Source organism: Bacillus cereus group sp. MYBK245-2 (genome assembly GCF_051916145.1).
GTDB classification, from domain to species: Bacteria; Bacillota; Bacilli; order Bacillales; family Bacillaceae_G; genus Bacillus_A; species Bacillus_A pacificus.
Map to the genome: position 1 here is coordinate 21,427 of NZ_JBQAGB010000015.1, position 21,493 is coordinate 42,919.

Here is a 21,493-nt window from a genome sequence, read left to right on the forward strand (position 1 = left end):
TAGGGCTTTTAAACTGGATAAACAGGATGTTTACGATCCGTAAACACTTGATATTTACTCATATACATTTCGAATCGTCCTTTTAACTCTTCTCTTAAATTGTTCGGATGAACAATACCATCAATGACCATCTCTGATGCTAAATGGTAAATATCAATATCTTTCTTATACTCTTCGCGTTTTTCAGCAATGAAGCTATCACGCTCTTCTTCAGGTAAAGCTGCAATCTTATTTGCATATACAGCATTGACCGCGGCTTCTGGACCCATTACCGCAATAGAAGCTGTTGGTAATGCTAGGCAGCAATCTGGTTCAAAAGCTGGACCTGCCATCGCATATAAACCAGCACCATATGCTTTACGAACAACGATAGAAATTTTCGGTACAGTTGCTTCACTCATTGCGGAAATCATTTTTGCACCGTGACGAATAATACCAGCACGTTCTACTTTTGTACCAATCATAAATCCAGGTACATCTGCAAGGAATAGTAACGGAATATGATATGCATCGCATAAATTAATAAATTTCGCTGCTTTATCAGCTGAATCGTGGAATAATACGCCGCCTTTCATACGCGGTTGATTTGCAATAATACCAACTGGCTTACCATCAATACGTGCTAAACCTGTAATGAGTTCTTGAGCAAATAATTTTTTCACTTCATAGAAAGAACCTTCATCAATAACTCTATTAATAAGATCTTTCATATTGAAAGGAGCATTTTGATTTTCTGGAATGATTTCTTCTAACGTTTTATCGAATTGTTTCGGTTCTTGAGGTGTAACTAATGGAGTCTTTTCTAAGTAGTTGTTTGGAAAATATGAAATGTATTGTCTTGCTTGTGTAATTGCATCTTCTTCTGTCTTACATAAAACATCTCCGCATCCTGATACAGAGCAATGCATACGAGCTCCGCCCATCTCTTCTAACGTTACCTTCTCACCGATAACCATCTCAGCCATACGAGGAGATCCTAAATACATAGATGCATTTCCCTCAACCATCATTACAACGTCACAAAAGGCTGGAATATAAGCACCACCAGCTGCAGAAGGTCCAAATAACAAGCATACTTGAGGAACTTTACCTGATAATTTCACTTGATTATAGAAGATTCTTCCTGCACCGCGGCGCCCTGGGAACATTTCAACTTGATCAGTAATACGTGCTCCAGCAGAGTCAACTAAATAAAATAACGGAACACGTAATTTTTCTGCCGTTTCTTGAATACGTAAAATCTTTTCGACTGTACGTGCACCCCATGATCCAGCCTTTACTGTTGAATCATTCGCCATTACGCATGCTGTACGACCATGTATTTTACCCGTTGCCGTTATAACACCATCAGCAGGTAATCCTGTTTGTTCACAATTTGCAAATAATGCATCTTCTACATATTCACCATTATCAAATAAAAGAGCTAAGCGATCTCGAACGAATAGTTTACCTTTCGCTTTGTTTTGTTCATGATATTTTGGTGCGCCGCCTTGTTTAATCGTTTCAACTCGTTCTTCAAATGTATTCGATTGTTGTTTTTGATCTAACATATTTACTCCCCCTTATACATTGGTGTGCGTTTTTCCTTGAATGCCTGTAATCCTTCTAATCTATCTTTCGTATGGATTACACCTTCATACGCTTGTTTTTCCATTTGTAATCCGGTATGTAAATCAACTTGAATACCGTTTGAAATTGCTTCTTTCGCTAATCGAACAGCAATAGGGCCATTACTAGCAATTTTCTCTGCTATTTCAATTGCTTTTTCTTCAAGTAAATGAGCTGGTACAACAAATTCTACTAGACCATATTCTTTCGCTTCTTTTGCTGAAATACGTCTTCCTGTATAAATTAATTCTTTCGCTCTACCAACACCAATTAATCTTGGCAATCGCTGCGTACCACCCGCTCCTGGTATAATTGCAAGTGTAGTTTCAGTAAGACCAAGACTTGCAGATTCAGCCGCAATTCTAAAATCACAAGCTAAACTTAATTCCGTACCACCACCAAGTGCGATGCCATTTATAGCAGCAATAACTGGCTGTGGTAATTGTTCAACCATTTCCATAGTAGTACGAATCATACTAACAGCATGGCGAACTTGTTCTTCATTCATACCAGCGCGTTCTTTTAAATCAGCACCAGCACAAAACGCTTTTTCACCAGCACCTGTTAGAATAACTACACGAGTATTTGCCTCTTCATTTATTTGAGTTAATATGTTTTGTAACTCTTCTAATAACGCTAAAGATAATGAGTTTGCTTGTCTTTCACGATTTAATGAAATCTTTACAACGTGCGGTGTTACATAATCAACTGAAATATTTTGTAATTGTAGCATCTTCTCACCTACTTATCGTTTTATGTTGAAGCGCTCTATACACATGACTCGGTAATTGGATATTTAATTTACTTTGAATAAATTGACTCGCTCTCAATAACTTCTCTTCATCAATATTCGTTTGGACCCCTAACTTATGGAGCATATGAACTAAGTCATCAGTTGCAACATTGCCCGATGCTCCGGGTGCATATGGACAGCCGCCAAGACCACCACAAGAACTATCAAATGTTGTAATACCATATTCTAAAGACTTTACTACATTCGCAAGAGCCATTCCGTACGTATTATGGAAGTGCATTGCAAACTGCGAAGCATCATATTTCTTTAATAAATGCTCTAATACTCGCTCTACTTGTAACGGATTCGCTACTCCTATTGTGTCACCAAGAGACACTTCATAAATGCCGTATGAAAATAGTTGATCACATAATTCGTCAACTGCTATGACGCTTATATCGCCTTCATAAGGACATCCAAATACAGTAGAAACATAGCCTCTTACTTTTTTCCCTTCGAATAATGCCTGTTTTGTTATATCTTCAATTACAACTAATGCTTCTTGAATTGATTTATTAATATTGCTTTTATTATGAGATTCACTTGCTGATAAAAAAACATTCACCTCATCTACATTTTGCAAAAAAGCTCGCTCCAAACCATTTTGATTTGGAACAAGCGCTGCATATGTAACATTTGGATCCCTTTTCAACTCAGAAAACACATCATTTGCATCTGCTAATGCAGGGACCCATTTAGGGTGAACGAATGAGGAAACTTCAACGTACGATAATCCAGCCTCTGTAAGTAGTTGAATCCATTTTACTTTATCTTTTGTGCCAACAATCTTTTTTTCATTTTGTAAGCCATCACGTGGCCCGACTTCTTTAATGACAGCAAAATTAGGTAGTTTCAATTCGCTTCCCCCTATATCTCCCTATTCAATTTCTAGTAATACATCTCCTTCATTTACAAAATCGCCTTCTTGCACATTAATTTTCATAACTGTGCCAGCTTCCTCTGAAACGATTGGAATTTCCATTTTCATAGATTCCAAAATGACGACATCCTGTTCTTCCTCTACTGTATCCCCTACTCCTACAACAATCTTCCAAACGTTTCCTGCCATCGATGCATATACTTTCGTCATCATTTTTTCCCCCTTAGTATTGTTAAATCTTATTTTTTAACAAGTTGTTTCGTTACAAAACTTGTTGTATAAATGCCCTCTTTAAACACTTCGTCCTCTAATACTTGAAGTAGCATTGGCGTGTTCGTTTTAATACCTTCTACTTTTAATTCTTCTAATGCATCGTGTAATTTGGAAATTGCTTCTTCACGCGTTTCACCATGAGCAATGACTTTCGCAATCATTGGATCATAGAAAGGTGTAATCGTTACTTGATTCTCCAAAAAGTGATCAATACGTACATTTGTTGGAAGCGTTAAATCTGTAATTTTCCCAGGTGATGGGAAGAAAGTTTTCGGATCTTCTGCATAAATACGTGCCTCGATGGCATGACCACTACGTTTTACATCATCTTGTGTAAACGATAATTTTTCACCATATGCAATTAGAAGTTGTTGTTCTACAAGATCTAAACCAGTAATTTCTTCTGTAACTGGATGCTCTACTTGTAATCTCGTATTCATCTCTAAGAAATAGAAGTTTTTCTGATCATCTACAAGAAACTCAACTGTACCTGCATTTGTATAACCAAGTGCTTTAGCAGCTTGTACAGCAACTTCACCCATCGCTTTTCGTGTACCTTCATCTAAAAATGGTGAAGGTGCTTCTTCAATTACTTTCTGATTTCGGCGCTGTACTGAACATTCACGCTCCCATAAATACACTGTGTTACCATGTGTATCTGCTAAAAGCTGAATTTCAATATGATGTGCATCTGCAATATAGCGCTCTAAATACATTTCTCCGTTACCGAAGAAGTTTTGTGCTCTTGTTTTGTTGCTTTCAAATGCTTTGGTGAGCGTTTGCTCAGTTTCCATCAACTGCATTCCAATGCCTCCGCCGCCTGCGGATGCCTTCAACATTAATGGGTAACCAATTTGTTTAGCAATTTCAATTGCTTCTTCAGCAGTTTCAATATTTGTAGTAATACCTGGAACTACTGGGACATCTGCAGCTTGCATCGCAATACGTGATTCGATTTTACTTCCCATCTTCGTAATGATTTCTTCTGATGGACCGATAAATACGATTCCTTCTTCTTTACAACGAACCGGAAAAGATGGATTCTCAGATAATAATCCATACCCCGGATGGATTGCTTCAGCATTTGTCTTCTTAGCTATTTCAATAATTTTTTCAAGGTTTAAATAGCTTTCTTGGACACGCGGCCCACCTACTAAGTAAGCTTCATTTGCCATTTTTACATGCAAGGCATTTTCATCTGCCTCAGAATAAATAGCAACAGTGCGAATGCCAAGTTTTTGACAAGTTTTCATAATACGAACTGCGATTTCCCCGCGATTAGCAATTAATATTTTTTGAAACATAGTGATTCCTCCTTTTTATCTACATCCTAAATGTCTAGCAATTACAAGACGTTGAATTTCAGAAGTTCCTTCACCAATTTCTAATAGTTTTGCATCACGAATATGTCGTTCTACTTCATATTCACGCATATAGCCGTATCCACCGTGAATTTGTACCGCTTGATTGGCAATACGACTAGCAGCCTCAGATGCGAAAAGCTTTGCCATAGCCGCTTCTTTACCGAAAGGTTTATCGTTATCTTTTAACCAAGCTGCTTTATGTACTAAATTACGCGCTAGCTCTACTTCAGTCGCCATATCAGCTAATTTAAATTGAATCGCTTGGAAATTAGAAATTGACTTTCCAAATTGTTGACGTTCTTTCGCATATTGCAGTGCACGTTCAAATGCAGATTGCGCAATACCAACAGCTAATGCTGCGATTGAAATACGTCCTCCATCAAGTGTATATAAGAATTGTTTAAACCCTTTATTTACATCACCAAGTATATTTTCTTTCGGTACACGTACACCATCAAGTACGATTTCACATGTATTAGAAGCACGTACGCCCATCTTATCGTAAGGGCTTGAAATCGTTAACCCTTCACTAGTAGTCGGTACGATAAATGCAGAAATACGTTTTCTACCATTCTCTTCAACACCGTTGACAGCGGTTACAATAATTGTGTTTGCATACTCTGCATTTGTAATCCAACACTTCTCACCACTAATAACATACTCGTCTCCATCTAATATAGCTTTCGTTTGTGTACCGCCTGCATCAGATCCAGCATTCGGCTCAGTTAGTCCGAAAGCACCTAACGTTTTGCCTGATGCCATTGGAACTAAATATTTCTGTTTTTGTTCTTCTGTACCGAAATAATAAATTGGAGAAGCACCTAATGAAATTGTTGCAGCGTAACTTAATCCTGTTCCACCACAAGCACGACCAATTTCTTCAACTGCTAACGCGTACGATACAGTATCGCCACCTGAACCTCCATACTCTTCTGGGAATGGGATACCTAATAATCCTAGTTCGCCCATTTTTTGAAATGTTTCATATGGAAATTCTGCAGTTTTGTCATAATATACAGCTTTCGGTGCGATTTCCTTTTCAGCAAAGTCACGTACCATTTCTTTAATCATTTGTTTTTCGCGAGTTAGAGTAAATTCCATTCCGCTACACACCCCTTATCGAATATTGAGTTTCGACAGCGTGCGAGTTTCTACTACAAACATTACGAATGAAAAGACAAGAACATTAGTTAGATAATTGTTATAATTCTGTCATAATTTAATTTTAAAACAGATTCTGTACTAATGCACAAAAAAATTCCTACATTGTTCTACAACAACATAGGAGTTTTATTGTCGAATTATGTAATTTTTTGTTTAATAATCTCTACCTTTACCTGAATCTGAAATCTCTACTAAAGCTTCAGGATATGGTTCGAAATATGTTTGTCTTAATAAATACTTTTCATCAAATCGAAGAGCCCATGATTTTAAAATTGCAAGTAAGCTACTAAGCGGAATTTTCTTTTCTTTATATTTTTGTATCAAATCTAAAAAATGATCTTTTTCTTGTTTTTTCAGCTTTGTTTTAAAGTATCCAAAAATATGCTCACATACATTTACATTCGATGTATAGCGGGGTGTGCGCATAAATAATTCATATAAAGTCTTCTCATAATTTTCAAATACAACTTCAATCTTTTCATTTTTGTGATTTGCAATAATACGCCCTAATTCCTTTTGTTTTACCTGATTATATGCCATAAATAAATATTTATTATCCGACTGAAACGATACGAGGTCTTTCATATTTTTATTCCGTTTCATCATCTTGTAATATGCGATTGTAAATAACCTTGTAAGGAAATGTTCTCTAATAATAAAATTCGACAATCTACCTTCTTCTTCAATTGGAAGATGCGAAAAATTTTTTATTACTGCTCCGCCAAATAAACCAGGTCCCTTTCCTTTTGCTGGTGCTTTTTCAAAACCAGAATAAATTTTCACATCACGCGTACCACAACTTGGTGAACGATTTTTTAAAATAAAACCATCCACATCTGATATCGTTTGTAAAAATTTATTTGAAAATTGCTCCATTTTTCCAGTGAGGTCTTCTCTTGTAGACGGTTGCATAAGTTTATTAACCCCTTTTTCTTCTACAATGCGTATCGTTTCACGAGGAGTCCCCAATCCAATCTCGACTTCTGGACAAACAGGTATAAATGTAACAAATGGCTGCAAATTTCGTATTGTTACATCCGGAATCATCTCTCCATTATAACGACAAGCATCAAACTCTAAACATTTACTTACAACGATTGTAGGTTTTGCAAATTGTCGCATTTCATTACCTCCTTAATGCTAGTCCGTATAATATAAATTGTACTAAGATTAACATTTTAAGCAAAGTTTGATTCATTTAATTTTATGATACATATATAGCCAATAATATATTAGCAATCATTCAACTCTATTTTCTATAAATGTGTCCTTTATAATGACGGTTTAGAAACTGTGAAACGAATAATACACACATGCTCTGGAGAAATTAATATGTAAGAAAGGAGGGAGCGTTATGAAGAAAAATTTATCATCTATTTTAAGTGTTTTAGCACTATCTATTATGTTTTTAGGTACATCTGCACAAGCTGAATACGATGGAACTAATATGAATAGAGTTAATAACACTGATATTTCAACTCGAGTTAATGACAATAACTTAGACAGAGTTAATAATGATGTAAGAACTCGAAATGTAAATACAACAAATGATTTAAATGATAATCGTGATAGAAATAATAATTGGGCTTGGCTCGGTTTATTAGGACTAGCAGGATTATTAGGCCTTAGAAGAAGAGACAAAGAAACACGTTAATTTAGAACATTTTTAGTAAACCAGTACTTATTTATCAAAAATATATAATGGATATAAATCGCCTTTTTAAAGGCGATTTATTATTTTTTTAATGGAAAATATGTACTTCACACTGCCACACATTTTTGCCTGCGATTAAATTCGTGGCGTTAATCCGTACAATATGAATTGAATCGTATTTTCAATTTCCGCTTCATCATTCCATTTTTCTTCTGGCAATAATAAAAATCGTGTTAATAATAAACCTAATACAGCTGATAAAGTAAGTCGTAAAACAGTAACTGGGGGCATTTCAATAATTTCCCCTTTTTCTTGAAACTTTTCAATCAACTTTTTAAAATGTGAAAGTAATTCTGTTTCAACTAACTGCTGTATTTCATTTTTCAGTTCCGGCTGAAATGGCACTTCTTGAATTAATATTTTTATCATTGGAAAATGCTTTTTTGCAAATTCAAACCTATTATGAATAACAACTCTTAGAAGCCCTTCATATGATTCATACTCCGATTCAAATATTTCCTTTGCGAATGCTTGCACGAAAAATGGTGCAGCAAACTTCGTTAATGTCGGCATGACAACTGCTAGCAATAAATCTTTTTTCGTTTTATAGTAGCGGAAGATTGTTCCTTCCGCTACACCAGCCCGTTTTGCAATTTCACTTGTTGAAGTTGAAGCATAGCCTTTTTCTCCAAACATATCAACAGCCGCCTCTAATATACGCATTTGACGTTCATTTCGTTTGTCTGTATTTGTTGCGGCAATTAATTCTTCCAGCCAGTCCTTCGTCATCTATAATGCCCCTTTGTATCATCATTATATTTTTCGATGTTTCTTTAATGCAAACACATTCCCTACTGCAAATAATACTGAGAAAAATAGTAAAACAGTTAAATCTAATGCAATCTCTGTAAATCCTTGATTTCGAATCATCACTTGTCTCATTGCGTCAGCGCCGTATGTGAGCGGAAATAATTTCCCTAACATTTGGAGCCACTTATTCATCGATTCAATTGGAAACAAACCAGAAAAGAATATTTGCGGCACAATGACAAGCGGTATAAACTGAATCATTTGAAATTCATTATTTGCGTATGCTGATAAAAACGTCCCTAAAGTTAGTGCCGTTAAAGAAAGCATACATGTAATAAGTAGGGTTAGCCATATAGAGCCAGCTACATACAAATCTAAAATATAAACTGAAAAACTTACGATTATAATGGATTGTATAAATGCAAAGATTCCAAAACCAATAATATATCCTACAACTATTTCCCATCTTTTAATTGGAGTCGATAATAACCTTTCTAACGTACCGCTTAAACGTTCTCTTACGAAAGACACCCCTGATAAAATAAATACAAAGAAAAATGTAAAGAAACCGATCAATACAGGGCCAAGCCCATCAAACATTGTAAAGTCTTTAGAGCCATGTAAATAATTCACTTCAGGTTTCATTATCGATACATCGTTCTTCTCTGTACTTTTTTGTAATATTTGAAGTACAGCACGATTTTTTGACGAATCACTACCTTCTAATACAATATTCATTTTTCCATTTTCTAAACGAATTACTGCATCTACCTTTTGATTTTCTAGCTCAGACATTGCCTTTTCTTTACTATATTCATAAATTGACGCTTCCTGATTTTTCATCACTTTTACTACCTGAAGCGGCATATCAACAACTGCGATATGCGGTACATAGTCTTTTTGTGTAAACACTAGCGATAATAACCAAAGTAATAACATAGGTGCTCCAAACATCATGGCTAACGAACGCTTATCTCGAAAAAATTGGCGAATAATACGAATAATTACACCAGTAACTCTCATGATAGGGCCACCTCTTCCAACAAAAAGACATCTTCAATCCGTCCTGATGATACCAGCTTTTTCAATTCTTCAGGCTCTCCAGTCGCAACTAGCTTTCCTTCTCTAATCAACCCTAGACGCTCACAAAACTCAGCTTCATCCATAATGTGTGTTGTTACAATAATGGTAGTTCCTTTCTTTTTCAAATCATAAAATTTTTCCCAAATCGTTTTTCTAAGAAGTGGATCTATCCCCACTGTTGGCTCATCTAAAATTAATATTTCAGGCTCATGAATGAGTGCTATCGCTAATGATAAACGCTTCTTCATACCTCCCGAAAAATGCTGTACTTGCTTTTTCATATGTTGTGATAATTGAACAAGATCAAAAACCTCTTCAATTCTTTCTTTTTTATGCTTTCCCTTTAATCCATACATTGTTGCCATAAAATCTGCATTTTCATATGCTGATAATTCTTCGTATAATGCATCAGCCTGAGCCATATAACCAATTCTTTTCATCTCATTTAAATTAGGCATGTTCGTGTTGTAAACAAGCACCTCACCTTTAGTCGGCTCATTAATACCAGCAATCAATTTAATAAGTGTCGTTTTCCCTGAACCAGAAGGCCCAACTAAACCAAATATCTCTGCTTTTTCAACTTGTAATGAAAGATTGTGTAAAACTTCTTTTTTTCCAAAACTTTTTGACACGGTTCGTAAAATAATTGCAGGTTGCTGCACGTTTTCTTCCCCCTTTTCAAAAATGAGTGAGTACTCACTTTTATTTTACTCTTGCGTAATTATATGTCAAACTTCATTGATTAGTATATATTTTCAATCCACAATATTAAACAATGAAACAGAGTCAACATTAGAATTTCATTTCCTAAAGCCGACTCTGTTTCATTTAAATTATATATTTTATTTTACGTTTTTAAATTCATATATTTTCTAATTCTAGCAACATCTAAAGAATACTCGATAACTAACTGCTGTAACGGTAATATAACTGTATCAGGATATAAATGGGCATATTGTAATGTTTCTGCGTATTTTTCTAACCTTTTTTCTAAATACTTAATTATTTGATCAGGATGACTTACTAATAAACATTTACAATAATAATGTATTTGTTCCTCAATCGCCGTATATTCTTCAATTTCATATTCTTTATGCATGTGTACACCCCTTTAAGTTTTTTCACATGAGTTACTTATCACATTTTTCACTCGACTAATTTTTAAGTTTTTTGATTATTTACACTATAACAAACTCTTCGGGTCAAATTTTGTTACTTTATGTAACGTAGAAAATTTTTAACAAAATTGTAATGTTTACTCCTGCAAAATACAGAAAGCCCCTTTACTCATTTTTGTATAAAAAAAATCGTACAGCTTAATTTAGCTGCACGACTACAAGTTCTGGCCTATTAAAAATTCTTTGCGGAATGATACTATTACCTAATCCTCTACTTACTACCATAGACGTATTTTGTTCTTCATATAAACCAGCTGTATATGTAGGGAATACCCCTTGATTCGGAGCAACTAACCCGCCAATAAATGGCAATCTAACTTGCCCTCCATGAGCATGACCCGATAATACTAAATCTAGTTGCTCATCAGCGTATTCTGTCAAAAATTCAGGCCTATGGGATAGTAATACATCAAATGTATTTGGAGGCATTTCAAATTTCGCTTTTAAAATTGCATCTTTTACAATATTTCCTTCATCACGGTTTCCAGTTACAAACTCCGGATCATCAATACCTAGCAAATTTATTTCTTGCTCACCCTTTCGAATGCCTACATGTTCATTCCTTAAAACATTGACATCATATTTCTTCAACTCTTTTTCTAAACGGTTATACTTTCCAGACCATTGTTCATGGTTTCCTGTCACAAAATATACAGGATACTCCTTTACAATTTCTCGTATTAATTGCATACTAACTTCTGCATCGTATGATTTACTGTCAATTAAATCACCCGTAATCGCAATAATATCTGGGTCTATGCTTTCAATTTTTTGAATTAACACACCTTGCTTATTGCCAAATTGTTTATTGTGTAAGTCTGAAATTTGTAGAATTTTATACCCTTTAAAAGAGGAGGATATTTTACTAGAGGTTATTTTAACCTCAGTTATACCTATTAAATTGTTCTGTAAATATAAAAAAGTAATAAAAGCTACTAATATGCCAATAAACAATATGATTCTATTAATATTTCTCTTCATATTCTCTCCTTTTATTTTTATAAAACACTTATTTTATATTAACAGAATTATATGATACATTTTGGTTTTTATTGAATATAGTACAGTACATGAAATTTCATATCGAATACGTCATATATATTTATTTTACCTTTATCCTCTTAATAATAAAAATACAAAAACGATTCTTTTCATACGAAAAAGAATCGTTTTCTAATTTTATACATCCAATAACATATGGTAAAGAACTGAAATAACTAAGAAATTATTATTTAATAGCATCAATTACAACTTCAGCCGCCTCTTTAATTAGTTGATTATCATAGGTAGCCCCTTTTTCATCTTTACTCGATAAAATTGCGATGATAATGGGTGCTCTATTTGGTGGCCAAACGATAGCAATATCATTTCGTGTCCCGTAACTGCCAGCTCCTGATTTATCTGCAACTACCCAGTCAGTTGGCACGCCTGCACGAATAAGTTTGTCTCCTGTAGCATTTCCTTTCATCCACTCTATAAGAATGTTACGCTTATGGACTGGAAGCACATTTCCGGCTGTAAAAGCTTTAAGATTCGTAGCAATTGCTTTCGCTGTACTAGTGTCACGAATGTCTCCTGGAATAGCCTCGTTTAACTCTGTTTCAAAGCGATCAGACATAGTAACCCGGTCCCCCATCTGTCTAAGCGCTTTTTCATATCCTTTCGGTCCGCCTATTTGATGAAATAAAATGTTCCCTGCAGTATTATCACTGTAACGAACAGCAGCCTCCGCAATTTCTCCTAGTTTCATTCCAGTATCTACATATTTCTCTGTAACAGGTGAATATTCCACTAAATCGTCTTTCGTGTAAGTAATAACGTCATTTAATTTCTCAGTAGAGTATTGCTGCAGTAATACTCCTGCTGCTAAAGCCTTATAAGTTGATGCAAAGGCAAATCTTTCGTTAGGTCGATAAGAAATTGTTTGATTGGTACCAGTATCAATCGCATATACACCTAATCGAGCATCAAATTTTTTCTCAAGTTTAGAGAACTCTTTATGCGTCGCCTGATGGTTATGTTTCACTTGTCCAGTCTTTTCTTTCGCTTCAACTTGCAATGCACCTCCTGTAAAAGTTACTAGGCTTGTAATACTTAAACCTAATATACCAACACACATCCCTATTTTTAGCATTTTCTTGTTTTTCAAAACTATCATTCCTTTCAAATACTTAATACCTTTTTATACGTACACATAATAGACAATCACCGAAACAAATTTGTTCCATAAACTTAAAAATTTTTATCGCTCGTATCACAGTTATTAATAAAATAAGAGATAACAACTATGACCGCTGCTATCTCTTATTTCACATTTCATCTTTTTACTTATAAATGCCTTTATACAAACAGGGGCTCTTCCCTGAGAAAAGTACACAAATTTTACTAATTTTGATTCGAAGTATCTGTACTAGCAGCTTCATCATGCATACGCTGCTTTTTCAAATCAAAGTATACATCTAAAACTTCCTTTCCAATTATAGAATTAATTCCACTTTTATCATTATGAAGCCATGGGACTACTACAGAAAACGCTACTTCTGGATTATCATATGGAGCATATCCAACTAACGTTAAGTTGTAACATTCCATACGTTCTCCTTTTGCATTTCTACCTATTGGATCATCTCCACCATACACAGTTTGGGCTGTCCCTGTCTTTCCTGCTGGTTTATATGGAGCATTTTTGAAATACTTCACGCCAGTTCCATCACCTTCTTGGAATACCCATCTAAACCCTTCTTTTATTCGATCAATATATTCTGTCTTCATATCAATCCGATTTAATACGACAGGCTCTATGGAGCGAATAACTTTGCCAACCTCTTCTTTTATTGATTGCTCTCGTATTTCTTGTACAATTTGAGGTTGCATTCTATAACCACCATTCGCAATCGTTGAAATATATTGAGCTAATTGCAATGGCGTATACGTATCATACTGACCTATAGAAAAATCTAGTAAAAAACCAGGTTGACTATCTACTTTTCTCGTTTGTCCAATTATTTCATTCGGCAAATCAATACCTGTTGGGACACCCAAACCAAATTGCTTGAAATAATAGCGCATCGTATCAAATGCCCCTTGTTTAATATCCAATGAACCATTTGGTACGTAATTAACTCCCGCAATTTTTAAAGCTGTCTGGAACATATATACATTCGAAGATACTTGTAGAGCTCGTAAATCATTAATATTTCCAAACCCAGATACATTCCATGATTTCTTAGCTTGTGTACCTTTAAATTTCATTGGCGCGTCATAAAATTGATCTCCTGGTTGTATTGCCCCTGTCTCATATCCAGTTAATAAAGTTGCACCTTTTACAGCTGATCCTAGTTCATACGAAGTTGTCATATTACCTAATGCCAAATCCTTGATTTCCATTTTCCCTTCTTTTTCTACAATCCTTTTGCCTGCCATAGATAAAATCTGTCCGTTATTCGGATTCGTCATAACAACAAAAGCTCGGTCCAATAGCGGCTCTGAACTCTTAAAAGCTCTCAAATTTTTCTCTAAACTTTCTTCCACTTTCTGTTGTAATTCCATATCAATCGTTAATGTTAAACTATTACCACTTTTTCCTTTAGAAATTATTTCTGTGTTTATAATATTTCCTGATTTATCTGTAATATTTTTCACTTCTTCTTTTGTACCATGTAACACATCTTCATATCGTTGTTCAATGTAACTTTTCCCTACACGATCATTACGGTTATATCCGCGTACTAAATAAGAATCTAAATTTTCTTTTGGCAAACCTTCTTCACTACTCGTAATATTACCTAACACGGAACGAAATAAATCACCATTTACATAATTGCGCTCCCAATCAACCGTTGCATCTACTCCTGGAAAATCCGCAAGATTTTCACTTATCCGCGCATACTCCTCATCTGTTACATCTTTTTTAATAATTTGTGGTGTTAGTTGATAACCTGAACTCATTTTACTTTTAATAGCTAACACCTTTAAATCTTGTTCTGTTAACTCACCCAATTCTAATTCTGTAACGCGACTTCGTCTTAAATCTTCTATTTTTTTATCTAACTCTTTTCCCTCTATTCCCTTTTCTTTAAACTTTTCTATATCTTTTTTCGTAATCATTGTTTCCGCACGTTTCGTATTCAACTGCATCCAAAAATCCTTTTTATCGATATCGGTTAATTTATTTATGTCTTGTTCGGGCATTTCAAGTACTTCCGCCAAGTCTTTTGCTGTTTTTAAAATATCTTCACTCGTAATCCCCTTTGCCCTTGTATACGTAATTGTGCGAAGAGATTTATTATTAACGACTGTTTTCCCTTCTCGATCTAAAATTTGTCCACGTGGAACTGGAATACTCGTTATTGCATTTTGACTACTTTCCACTTGGTTCTTATAAGCCTCTCCCTCAACAATTTGTACTTTCCCTAGCTGCATAATAATGGCTGAGAATAGTAAAAATATACAAAGGAACATGATATTTAATCGAATAGATATATATGTCTTCTGCTGCTTTCCTTTTTGTTCTTTCATAAATCCTCCATTTAATCCTTTCAGGGATTGCTACAAATACTAAAAGCATTCCTTATATATTAGATACCGATAATCGGTTATAAATATCGTCTCATTTTTTTCTTAATCCTTGTAAGCACCCATTCCTTTTCGTTTAACTACGTAATTAACGACTCTCCCTTCTTGTTTTCTCTATTTTTGTAGCTTGTATTAGATATGACTCATATTAAACTTACACATAGACTTGCTAGTAATTTTTCATACTGATTATTCCTTTCTTCATGCTGTAATACTTAATAGACAATCTAAATAATAAAGTTGTTCCACATTTACAAAAAAAATAATTAACTATAATATGGAATAGGCTACATAAGGGAGGGTTATATGTTACATACAAAAAGATGGAGATTTTTTGCGGTTCTTTCTATTGTAGGTTTGATTTTACTAATTTTATTTAAAATCAACTTCATTTCAATTACTATCGCAACTTCTTCAGCTGAAAGAGGAAAAATTTTTGATCAAAATGGTGTAATACTAGCTACAAATAAGAAAGTTAAGTCTCTTTATTGCACTTCTAATTATGAAAATTTATCGAATCAAGATACATCAAACACATTAGCTTTTTTCAATCAATTTTCCAACGAGTTTCAACATCATATTTCTACAGAGAATATAAAATCTCAATTACAACAATCTTGTAAAAAGCAAACTATGAATGATATACCGTTATACTCTGACATCACTGAGAACGAACTTGCATTCATAAAGAAAAACAAACCCAAAAATGTAATAATTAAAGATGAAGTAATACGTTATTATCCTAAACACGAAATTGGTTCACAGGTAATTGGGTATGTAGAACATGACCTTAATTCAAAGTATATGGTTGTTGGAAAAAGCGGGATTGAGTTGCAATATGAAAATGATTTAAAAGGCAAACCAGGTAAAACTCTTATTTTTAAAATGAATAATAAAAAGTTCTTTTGGAGCATTCGAAAAGTACAAAACGGAAAAGATGTCTGGCTAGCTTTAGATTTTAAGTTGCAACAAAAAACTGAAGAGGCATTAAAATCTCAAATTAAGAAAACACCTGATGCTAAAGGTGGTTATGCTGTAGTGAGCGATGCAAAAACTGGCGCGATTTTAACTATGGCCAACTCAGCAGTTTTTGATCCAAATATATTACATACACATGTAACAACTAAAATAGATAACATAAAATCACTTTCGCAAAATAAAGCAATTCAAAAATTAAAGTATGGTGAATCTTATGTAAATATGGCTTCTACTATAAAGCCACTTACTATTTTAATTGGATTAAACGAAAAGCTTTTTCAACCTGAAGATACTTACTTAGATAAGGGTACTTTTCAGTATGATAATCAAAATAATATTACGAATGCACCTGGAACACCAACAGGTGAGATTACACCGAGGCAGGCTATCATTAATTCATCTAACACATTTATGACAGCAAAAGTAGCTTTGCCCTTATTCAACCAAAATAATGGAAATATAGAAAAAGTGGCACATATATGGACAGATTATTTAATGCAATTCGGCCTACGTTCTAAAACCGGGATTGATTTACCCTTTGAAGAAGACGGACAATATGAATTCCATCCCTCTAATAAGTTTGAAAATGGAATTTCCGCTTTATTAAATGCCTCTTGGGGAGGAAATGAAGTGCATACTCCTCTTCAACTTGCTCAATATGCAGCAACTTTAGCAAGTAAAGGTGATAAATATAAACCTCAAATCGTAAGTGCTATTATTGGTCAAGATGGTAAGGAAACAAAAAAGTTTAAACCAATTTTAGAAAGTTCAAATCGTTACCCGATGAACTTTTGGAGTGTCGTGCAAGGTGGAATGAGTCAAAATATAGAGGAGATTAAAAAGTTGCCCTTTGACGTCGCTGGTAAAACAGGTATTACAGGTTTTCCAAATGAGCAAGCAAGAATGATAAATCATTCTCTATTCATTGCATATGCTCCTACCGAAGATCCACAGATTGCCGTTTCTGTCGTTATTCCTGGTAGTAATTCAGAAAAAAACATTGCTGCTCTCGTTACATCAGAAATTTTAGAGTCCTGGAATACTCTTCAAAAAGAGAATAAAAACCAAAAGGAAGGTTCACTTTAATGAACCTTCCTTTTTTACCAAATAGAATCTATATTTATTATTTTCCATTCACCTTCATTATTCTTTTCAAACATAAATGAGTATTTAATGTCAGTTAAAACATACTCTTTTTGTACATATCCAGTATTACCGTTAATTGTCGATATTTTTATATATTCATCCTTCTGCACTTTTTCTGGAATCCAAGCTTTTACCATTTCATTAGATACTTCATATAAAACTTGTGATTCTCGCTTTGGTTCAGCTAAAATTTTCGTTTTATTCCCAGTAACAGTCGCATATATAAAATGAGGTTGCTTTGGTTGGTTATTTTCTGTCAATCCACTTGGTACTTTATATACATGTTTTGTATCATTTGCAAATTCTCCCCCCATTGTAAGTGCGACTTGCAACTCATGAAAAATATCTTCATCAAACTTCAATTCATCCTTCTTATAGCTCTTCCCTTTAAATTGAACTTCATCGTTTAACGCTTTATACAATTCATTTTTATTTTTTACATTTGTACTTTGATATAACTCATTCATGAATTGTTTTAATGTTGGATCTTGAGCAGACTCATCTTTTGTTTTAGGCTTAATTTGTGTACTACTTTGCACCGGTGATTTATTATCATCAAGCCAAGGTTGTTGAACAATAAAAAATAAAAATGTACAAGCTAAAACCACAACAATTGGCAATGCTTTTTTACGAAATCGTCTTGTTTGTTTTAGAGAGCCTCCCTCATTACTTTCATATATAGATTGCTTTATTTTATAAATATATTCTTCTTCGTTTTTACGGTGTTCCATTGGGCCTTTTTTTAATTTTCTATACCAGTCAGGATTTTGTTTATTGTTCATCACTACTACCCTCCCCTATTAATTTTGAAACCTTACTTCTTGCTCTACTTAATCTAGATTTTACAGTTCCAATGGATACTCCTAGTGTTTCAGCCATTTCTTCATAAGATAATTCATATTTTGCATCCAATATTATTATTTCACGGTGCTTTTTAGGTAGTTTTAATACAACTTTCCACACATCATTCATTTCTTCTTGCTTAAAAAATTCTTGTTCTGCCGACACAGTTTGCTTATCGTCACTAAAAAAACCTACTAAAGATATTCTTTTAAAATAAGATGATTTCAAATAGTTTATTGCCGTATTTCTTGTGATTTTTAATATCCACGTTTTAATAGATGACTCCTTTCGAAATGAATTCCAATTTTTAAATACCTTTATAAATACGTCTTGCGTGATATCATCTGATAAGTGTGGATCTTTCGTAATAATAAATGAATAATTCCATACATCTTGCCAATAGTCTTTTATAACATAGTCCAGCTCATCATGATTACACTTTTCAATAAACGTCTGTTCCATTTCCACACCTCAAACTTATTTGAATAAACATAAAACTGCCCTCACTTTTATTATGGTTTCAATATATAGACAAGATACAAGTTTCATTTGTTCCATTGTTTATCTTTTAATAATCCCCTATACATTCTCTTACATGACAGGCTCCTAAAAAACAAGTAAAGCATACAATGTTAAAAATACACTCATAAAAATCTGATTATTATTTGTGAATTTCATACAACACTCCACTTATATCACATTTTTTCTTAGAGCATGCTTATTTGTGTGCTCTATTTATGTTTTACTAAATAACTGTTTTGTTTAATTTTAAAACTTGTCCATTTCATTTTGTTTTACTCTTCTATTTACTATTTACAATGTCAACCTTTCAAAAATGAAGATGAGTTATCAACTTTCTGTAGCCACAGTAAAAAAGCATTCTCGACTAGCAAGAATGCTTTTTCAAAATATATTTGTTCTATATTTCACGCAATTTATACCTTTGAGTTAAGCAAACATATAGTGAATTTACTAGAAGATTTCACCTTATGATAAGCTATTATTTCTGAAAAACATGTTTTACTTTTTCGCCTGGAACATTGCTCCCTCCTCTTCCTTTTACATCTTCAATCATCATGGTTACAATCATGTCTGGCTTATTTGCATCAAAAGCTGCAAACCATCCGAGTTCTTTTCCGTCTGCCTCTTTCGATTCTTTCAATTCTGCTGTACCTGTTTTACCAGCAAGAGTTACACCATCAATCTTAGCAATTCTCCCCGCGCCATCAGGGTCATTAATGACTTTGATTAATGCACTCTTTAATATATCTTGATTCTTTTTAGAAATCACATTTTCTTTCCAATTCCCCGTAACTTTTGCTTCTTTTAAAAGATGAGGCGACGGAATATTCCCTTCATTCACAATCGGTGCATATGTTAATGCTAAATGAAGTGGTGTCATTAATACTTGTCCTTGTCCGTATCCCGTGTCTGCTAGTTGAATATCATTTTTTATCCCATCTCTTGCAATGATTGAAATAGGAAATTCGTATTCAATTGGTAATTTTTCATGAAATCCGTATTTCTTAAATTCATTTACATACTGATCTTTTCCCATTTTCAAAGCTTGTTGAGCAAAATAAATATTATCAGAATACTTCATTGCCTTGTCAAAATCAATTGGACTTGCATCCTTCACACGTGTTACATAATAATTTCCCCAAGAGGAATCTTTTGTCCACTTTAATCCTTGAATATTAAATTCTTCCTTAGGTTTTATTGCGTTTGTTTCCAAACCAATTGCACCTGTAATCGTTTTAAATACGGAACCTGGTACAAATGCTTGTGTGAAGCGATTCATCATTGGTAGTTTCGAGTCGTTATTCCATGCTTCTCGTTGGGCCTTTGATGCTCCTCTAACTATTGTATTTGGATTATACGCAGGGCTACTTACAAGCGCGATTGTTTCACCTGTTTTAGGATTGATAGCTGCACTAGAGCCGACTTCATTTTTCATCTCATTATAGATTTTTTCTTGAATTGCAGCATCAATTGTTAACGTAACATTTTCCCCTGCTTTCGCTTCTTTTTTGGCTACGTTTTTAATTTCTTTCCCGTTTTCATCTTCTATAAATACGCGTCCACCCTTTTCACCACGCAATTTATTCTCCAGTACTTTCTCTAAACCTGTCTTACCTATTAAATCATCAGCTTGATAACCTCTTTTTTGAAGCGATTTTAATTCCTCTGCATTCACCTTTCCTATATATCCAATTAAATGTGCAGCTGCTTCACCTAATAGATACGTACGAATATTGACTGGACGAGATGATACTCCTTCTAATTCAATATAATCATTCTGTCTAGTTCCCTCTTTTAAAATACCAATTGGTACAAAGGAATCCGGCTTTATCCATTTCGCTGTAAGCTTCTGATCGACCTCTTCTATAGACATATCCAGTAACTGTGCTACTATTTCTTTTGTTTGCGCCGCCGTTTCGCCTAGTTTCTCTGGAATAATTCCAACTTCAGTCGCTTTACCATTCGTTGCTAGACCTTTCCCATTTCGATCGTATATTTCCCCACGTTTTCCTTGTTCTATTTGCATACGTACTTTGTAATCTTTTTTCATACCTGGAAAAATAAAATCTGGTGTCCAATCTATTTTCCAAGATTCTTTCTCTTTTACAAGTTTTGCCTCATGGATAAATGAAGCTGTTCCTCCACCTGTATCCATCTTAACTTCAAAAAGTAAAAGTTCTTTATCTTTTGCATTCTCTCCTTTCGTTTTAACTTTTAAATTCTTAACGCCAATACCTTCATAAATTTTTTGATATTTCTCTGTGAATTCCTTTTTAGAAATCGTTTTTTGGGCATGTTCTGATAAATGATCATACATATTTGCAAATTTTTTATCATTCCATAAATTTATATATTCTTCAAATGCTTGTTTTGGCGATTCGTTTTTATTACATCCTACCAATATAACTACGGAACAAAAGAAAAGCAGCATCCATAATTTTTTCAATTCAATCTTCTCCCTTAGTTAAAAATATTTATTTCTTTCTTGATATATTGAATAAAAAATGTTGTAACACTTAATAGACAGTGCAAGTAATGAAATTGTTCCACATTTACAAAAAATAAAACCAGTGTGTCCGATTAAATATCGAGACACACTGGTTTTATTAACTATAAAGGATT

19 protein-coding genes are annotated in these 21,493 nt (G+C 34.0%); 2 read left to right on the top strand and 17 right to left on the bottom strand.

All coding sequences use genetic code 11. From position 1 onward, the window contains the following. Positions 1–8: 8 nt before the first annotated feature. From ACTFRN_RS21500 to ACTFRN_RS21530, 7 genes are all read right to left on the bottom strand, one after another. The gene (locus ACTFRN_RS21500) at positions 9–1,550 is read right to left on the bottom strand and encodes an acyl-CoA carboxylase subunit beta (RefSeq protein WP_000886752.1); all 1,542 of its coding nucleotides are present in this window, start codon (positions 1,548–1,550) and stop codon (positions 9–11) included. 2 nt (positions 1,551–1,552) lie between these two features. Continuing rightward, positions 1,553–2,341: an enoyl-CoA hydratase gene (locus ACTFRN_RS21505; RefSeq protein ID WP_000939803.1), complete on the bottom strand. Its 789-nt coding sequence runs from the start codon at positions 2,339–2,341 to the stop codon at positions 1,553–1,555. A gap of 4 nt (positions 2,342–2,345) precedes the next feature. Then, positions 2,346–3,257, bottom strand: coding sequence for a hydroxymethylglutaryl-CoA lyase (mvaB, locus tag ACTFRN_RS21510; protein ID WP_000775445.1), 912 nt, complete (start codon positions 3,255–3,257; stop codon positions 2,346–2,348). Between the two features lie 21 nt (positions 3,258–3,278). Then, positions 3,279–3,494, bottom strand: a complete 216-nt coding sequence (locus ACTFRN_RS21515) for an acetyl-CoA carboxylase biotin carboxyl carrier protein subunit (protein WP_001985297.1) — start codon at positions 3,492–3,494, stop codon at positions 3,279–3,281. A 26-nt stretch (positions 3,495–3,520) separates the two neighbouring features. Next, entirely contained in the window at positions 3,521–4,858 is a 1,338-nt protein-coding gene (locus ACTFRN_RS21520; protein ID WP_000486747.1) for an acetyl-CoA carboxylase biotin carboxylase subunit, read from the bottom strand. A gap of 15 nt (positions 4,859–4,873) precedes the next feature. Next, a complete protein-coding gene (locus ACTFRN_RS21525; RefSeq protein ID WP_000397274.1) occupies positions 4,874–6,019 on the bottom strand; it encodes an acyl-CoA dehydrogenase in 1,146 nt (381 codons plus the stop codon). Positions 6,020–6,235: 216 nt separating this feature from the next. Continuing rightward, entirely contained in the window at positions 6,236–7,204 is a 969-nt protein-coding gene (locus tag ACTFRN_RS21530; RefSeq protein ID WP_001248629.1) for a YbgA family protein, read from the bottom strand. Between the two features lie 232 nt (positions 7,205–7,436). Between ACTFRN_RS21530 and ACTFRN_RS21535 the strand changes: the two genes are divergently transcribed. Continuing rightward, on the top strand, positions 7,437–7,736 hold the full coding sequence (locus ACTFRN_RS21535; RefSeq protein ID WP_000739916.1) for a WGxxGxxG family protein: 300 nt from the start codon (positions 7,437–7,439) through the stop codon (positions 7,734–7,736). 135 nt (positions 7,737–7,871) lie between these two features. Here ACTFRN_RS21535 and ACTFRN_RS21540 read toward each other — a convergent pair whose 3' ends face one another. From ACTFRN_RS21540 to ACTFRN_RS21570, 7 genes are all read right to left on the bottom strand, one after another. Further along, the gene (locus ACTFRN_RS21540; protein WP_000159205.1) at positions 7,872–8,525 is read right to left on the bottom strand and encodes a TetR/AcrR family transcriptional regulator; all 654 of its coding nucleotides are present in this window, start codon (positions 8,523–8,525) and stop codon (positions 7,872–7,874) included. A 24-nt stretch (positions 8,526–8,549) separates the two neighbouring features. Beyond that, complete coding sequence (locus ACTFRN_RS21545) at positions 8,550–9,569, bottom strand: ABC transporter permease (RefSeq protein ID WP_088106778.1); 1,020 nt, start codon at positions 9,567–9,569, stop codon at positions 8,550–8,552. Then, positions 9,566–10,291 carry an ABC transporter ATP-binding protein gene (locus tag ACTFRN_RS21550; protein ID WP_001186989.1) on the bottom strand — a complete coding sequence of 242 codons (726 nt, stop codon included), beginning with the start codon at positions 10,289–10,291 and terminating at the stop codon, positions 9,566–9,568. The genes ACTFRN_RS21545 and ACTFRN_RS21550 overlap by 4 nt, the downstream gene beginning before the upstream one ends. 185 nt (positions 10,292–10,476) lie before the next feature. Then, positions 10,477–10,728: a hypothetical protein gene (locus ACTFRN_RS21555; RefSeq protein ID WP_000548621.1), complete on the bottom strand. Its 252-nt coding sequence runs from the start codon at positions 10,726–10,728 to the stop codon at positions 10,477–10,479. A gap of 217 nt (positions 10,729–10,945) precedes the next feature. Next, positions 10,946–11,788, bottom strand: coding sequence for a metallophosphoesterase (locus ACTFRN_RS21560; RefSeq protein ID WP_049112177.1), 843 nt, complete (start codon positions 11,786–11,788; stop codon positions 10,946–10,948). Between the two features lie 247 nt (positions 11,789–12,035). Next, the gene (bla, locus tag ACTFRN_RS21565) at positions 12,036–12,965 is read right to left on the bottom strand and encodes a class A beta-lactamase Bla1 (RefSeq protein WP_049112183.1); all 930 of its coding nucleotides are present in this window, start codon (positions 12,963–12,965) and stop codon (positions 12,036–12,038) included. 227 nt (positions 12,966–13,192) lie between these two features. Continuing rightward, positions 13,193–15,325, bottom strand: a complete 2,133-nt coding sequence (locus ACTFRN_RS21570) for a peptidoglycan D,D-transpeptidase FtsI family protein (protein ID WP_074568120.1) — start codon at positions 15,323–15,325, stop codon at positions 13,193–13,195. A 363-nt stretch (positions 15,326–15,688) separates the two neighbouring features. Between ACTFRN_RS21570 and ACTFRN_RS21575 the strand changes: the two genes are divergently transcribed. Continuing rightward, positions 15,689–17,446 carry a peptidoglycan D,D-transpeptidase FtsI family protein gene (locus tag ACTFRN_RS21575; protein WP_000903338.1) on the top strand — a complete coding sequence of 586 codons (1,758 nt, stop codon included), beginning with the start codon at positions 15,689–15,691 and terminating at the stop codon, positions 17,444–17,446. Between the two features lie 14 nt (positions 17,447–17,460). Here the strand turns inward: ACTFRN_RS21575 and ACTFRN_RS21580 are convergent, their stop codons facing one another. From ACTFRN_RS21580 to ACTFRN_RS21590, 3 genes are all read right to left on the bottom strand, one after another. Next, positions 17,461–18,288: a hypothetical protein gene (locus tag ACTFRN_RS21580; RefSeq protein WP_001060775.1), complete on the bottom strand. Its 828-nt coding sequence runs from the start codon at positions 18,286–18,288 to the stop codon at positions 17,461–17,463. Further along, positions 18,278–18,811, bottom strand: a complete 534-nt coding sequence (locus ACTFRN_RS21585) for an RNA polymerase sigma factor (protein WP_000438333.1) — start codon at positions 18,809–18,811, stop codon at positions 18,278–18,280. Before ACTFRN_RS21585 ends, ACTFRN_RS21580 begins: the two co-directional genes overlap by 11 nt. A gap of 538 nt (positions 18,812–19,349) precedes the next feature. Next, complete coding sequence (locus ACTFRN_RS21590) at positions 19,350–21,317, bottom strand: penicillin-binding transpeptidase domain-containing protein (RefSeq protein WP_074568122.1); 1,968 nt, start codon at positions 21,315–21,317, stop codon at positions 19,350–19,352. Between the last annotated feature and the right edge of the window lie 176 nt (positions 21,318–21,493).